Raw genomic sequence first — 3,376 nt, forward strand, 5'->3', positions numbered from 1 at the left:
CGTTCAGCGACGAGGAAGAAGTCGAGTTGGGTACCGCTGACAACGCCCCGTGGTTGCTCGCCGAAACGCTCCGCAATTCCGGCGCATGCTACGAAAAAGGTCCGAACTGGGGGCCCTACGTCGTACGCGACGGCAATCTCCTGACCGGCCAGAACCCCGCCTCGAGCGCGCCCCTCGCCGAAGCGGTGCTGGCGGCGCTACGCTGAAACAGGTCTCGCGCAGCGGGGTAGGCCGCAGGCTGACCCCGCATGCGCTAATGGCCGGTGTCAGGCGGACAGCTTCTGGACAATTCGCCCAAAAAAGCAGACAGGTTGGCGAGTCCGTCCAATGCAGGTACAAGGCCGCAAAATCGAAACAGCCGCCCGCCTTCGTGCTTCAGTGAACGTGCTTCGCAACCCGGATATCGCTATCGATCGCGCCGGCGGCGCAAACCTACCTGATTTCAGGGATGTTCGGCCGCGCCAATTGTGCCATTCCGCATAGTCGGGCGGCGAAGCCGCGCCACGGGTCCGATCGGAACATTCCTTGAGCAACACAGCAGCCGATCCGAATTTCGCTCTTCTGCCAGCGCCGCTCCTGTTGGTCGAAGACGAGCCGATGATGCACATCCGGCTGCGGTCGATCCTCGGCCAACTCGGCTATGATGAGGAGGCCCTGTCCTTCGCCGCGGATATAGCCGGGGCCCGGCGGCTGTTCGCGGAGCATCCCTTTGCCATGGCCTTCATCGATGTCGGGCTGCCCGACGGCAATGGCATCGACCTGATCCGCGATCTGCACCAGCATGATCGCGCGCTGCAGATCCTCGTCATATCGGCGTGGAGCGACGAGCAGATTATCCTCGATGCCCTGCAGGCCGGAGCGACAGGCTATCTGCTCAAGGAACGCGACGATATCGAAATCACGCTTTCGATCCGTAGCATACTGCGCGGCGGCGCGCCGATCGATCCCTTTGTCGCCAGGCATATTCTGGCGATGATCGGCCCGGCCACGGCGCAGGCGGACGCTGCACCTGCGAATGCCCCGCGGCCGGTCCTGACACCGCGCGAGATCGAAATCCTGACGATGGTCAACAAGGGTTTCACCAACCGCGAAATCGCTGAAATCCTGAATCTGTCCCGCCTCACGGTCGAGTGCCACGTCCGGAACATCTACAAGAAGCTGGCCGTGCGTTCCCGCACCGAGGCAGTTTTCGAGGCGCGTGCGCATGGCTTCCTGCCTTAGGTGGCTCGCCGTCCTGACCGCCGCGCTCGTCGCATTCGGCAGCATGGGCGCCGAGCCCGCGCTGCCCCCATTTGTGTCGGTCGAGGCCGCGCAGTCTGGGCAGAATGCACAATCCATTCCTCAAGCCGGCTGGCGCAAGGTCGCATTGCCCGATGACTGGTCGAAACGATGGGCGGATTTCGACGGGACCGTCTGGTACAGGCTGACGTGGAATCAGGACGACGCTGCGCGTCCCACGGCGGTCATGTTCGACTATTGGACCCTGGCCGGCGCAGCCTATCTGAACGGTACCCCCATTGCGCGCGATGCGCGTTTGACCGATCCGTTGTCGCGGTCGTGGAACAGGCCGCGCCGCTTCCTGCTCGCTCCGCCGGTCTTGCACGAAGGAACTAATGTCCTGCTCGTCCAAGTGTCGGGATTCGCCAACTACCAACCAGGTCTGGGGCCCGTCACGCTCGGCGATCCCGCGGTCGTTGAAGCGCGTTACGATCGTGCGCATTTCCTGCGCCGCACCCTGCCGACCTTTAATCTTGGCATCACGATCGCGCTGGCCACCTTCTTTCTCGCCATCTGGCTAATGCGCCGCCGTGAAGCGGCTTACGGCTGGTACAGCCTCGCGCTGTTCGCTTGGGCTGGCTATTCGCTCAATCTCGTCGCGACCAGCCCGTGGCCGTTCGCCACGACCGATGGCTGGTCGCGCACGACACTGGTCATGCTCCTGCTGTTTGCCGTCAGTCATTGCATGTTCGTGATCCGTTTCCTCGAGCGGCGCTTCGGGCGCACCGAAACATCGCTGTGGACCGGTTTCGCCCTCGGCGTGATCGCGATGCTCGCCGTCCCGCACCAGCACATCGGCGTTGCGCGCCTTATCCTCTCTTCCGCCGCCTTTGCCGTGTATCTAAGCGTCATCATTCTGTTCTTCGTGCTGACCCGGCGCAGCGCCCGCGTCGACCATTGGGCGCTGAACGCCACCAATGCCCTGACCATTTTGGCCGGCGTCCACGATCAGCTTACCTTTTCCGGCCTTTTGAAGGACAATATCTATTATTCGCCCATCACCTCGCAGATGCTGATCGTCTGCATGGCGATCGTCCTCGCATGGAAGTTTGTTTCGGCGATGACCCGGGTTGAGCAGTTCAACGACGAGTTGTCGGCCAAAGTCGACGCCGCACGGCATGAGCTGTCCGACAGTCTCAATCGCCAGCACGAACTCCGGCTCGCGGGCAGCCGGATGGCCGAGCGCATGAGCCTCGCGCACAATCTGCATGACGGGATGGGCGCGACGCTCGTCAACAATATCGCGGCCCTCGAACATGGCGGGCAGGCAATCCCTTCGGCGCGCTTCCTGTCGATCCTCAAGGAATTGCGCGAGGAATTGCGCCTTGTCATCGACACGACCACGGGCGCCTTTCCAGCCGATCGTCCGCTGACGGAATGGCTTGCGCCGCTCCGCGCACGCCTCACGCTCTTGTGCGAGCATCAGGGTATATCGTGCCGCTGGCGGTTCGACGAACTGGGCGAATATACCCTCCCCGCCGCACAAAGCCTCGACCTCATGCGGATCGTGCAGGAAGGATTGACCAATGCGCTCAAGCATAGCGGCGCCCGCACGGTCGATATCGCGCTGCGTCCGTGCAGCGCGGGGCTCACGCTGGCGATCCGGGACGATGGCCACGGCTTCGATCCTGAAGCGGCCCGCGACGCGGGGCTTGGCCTGCAAAGCATGGCCGCGCGAGCATCGCGGCTCGGCGGAACGTTCGAGCTCGGTTCAGCCCCCGGCGGGACCATCTTGACCTTCCGCATCCCGCAATCCGCAGAGCAGGGAAAATCTTAACAGAAGGTCGATCTTCTCTACCTGATTTCAGGTATTTCGCCGCCTCCACAGCCATGCTTCAACGTCCCCCATCCAGCCATGGAATTGGATAGCGCTGCATGCCAGACGGCGTCCGGCGCGGTCATCCAAGGCATCGAGACATCAAGGGGGAATTTGCCATGATCCATTCCGGTGCGACGCAGCACAGCCGTTCGATGCGGAACCGAAACGCGCCACGGCGCCGCGCCATGCAAAGACTGCGGTATTTGCCGCTGCTTGCCCTGCTCGCTTCCGGCCACGCCGCCGCGAGCGACGTTGTCGTTGGCGCTGCCGGCGATCCCG

Annotated in this window: 3 protein-coding genes and 1 pseudogene; 3 read left to right on the forward strand and 1 reads right to left on the reverse strand. The window is 63.1% G+C overall.

The window, feature by feature from the left end; genetic code table 11:
* The 3 genes and pseudogenes from VGD20_RS15830 to VGD20_RS15840 all read left to right on the forward strand — a co-directional run.
* Window positions 1-206, forward strand: a pseudogene (locus VGD20_RS15830) (hypothetical protein); the annotation flags it as partial.
* 319 nt (window positions 207-525) lie between these two features.
* Window positions 526-1,221, forward strand: coding sequence for a response regulator transcription factor (locus VGD20_RS15835; protein WP_331135361.1), 696 nt, complete (start codon window positions 526-528; stop codon window positions 1,219-1,221).
* Window positions 1,205-3,055 carry a sensor histidine kinase gene (locus VGD20_RS15840; RefSeq protein ID WP_331135362.1) on the forward strand — a complete coding sequence of 617 codons (1,851 nt, stop codon included), beginning with the start codon at window positions 1,205-1,207 and terminating at the stop codon, window positions 3,053-3,055. The genes VGD20_RS15835 and VGD20_RS15840 overlap by 17 nt, the downstream gene beginning before the upstream one ends.
* A gap of 17 nt (window positions 3,056-3,072) precedes the next feature.
* On the opposite strand, the gene VGD20_RS15845 is transcribed toward VGD20_RS15840, so the two are convergent.
* The coding region (locus VGD20_RS15845) for a hypothetical protein (protein WP_331135363.1) at window positions 3,073-3,376 on the reverse strand (304 nt) is incomplete at its 5' end.

The organism is Sphingopyxis sp. (genome assembly GCF_036402335.1).
Taxonomy (GTDB): Bacteria; Pseudomonadota; Alphaproteobacteria; order Sphingomonadales; family Sphingomonadaceae; genus Sphingopyxis.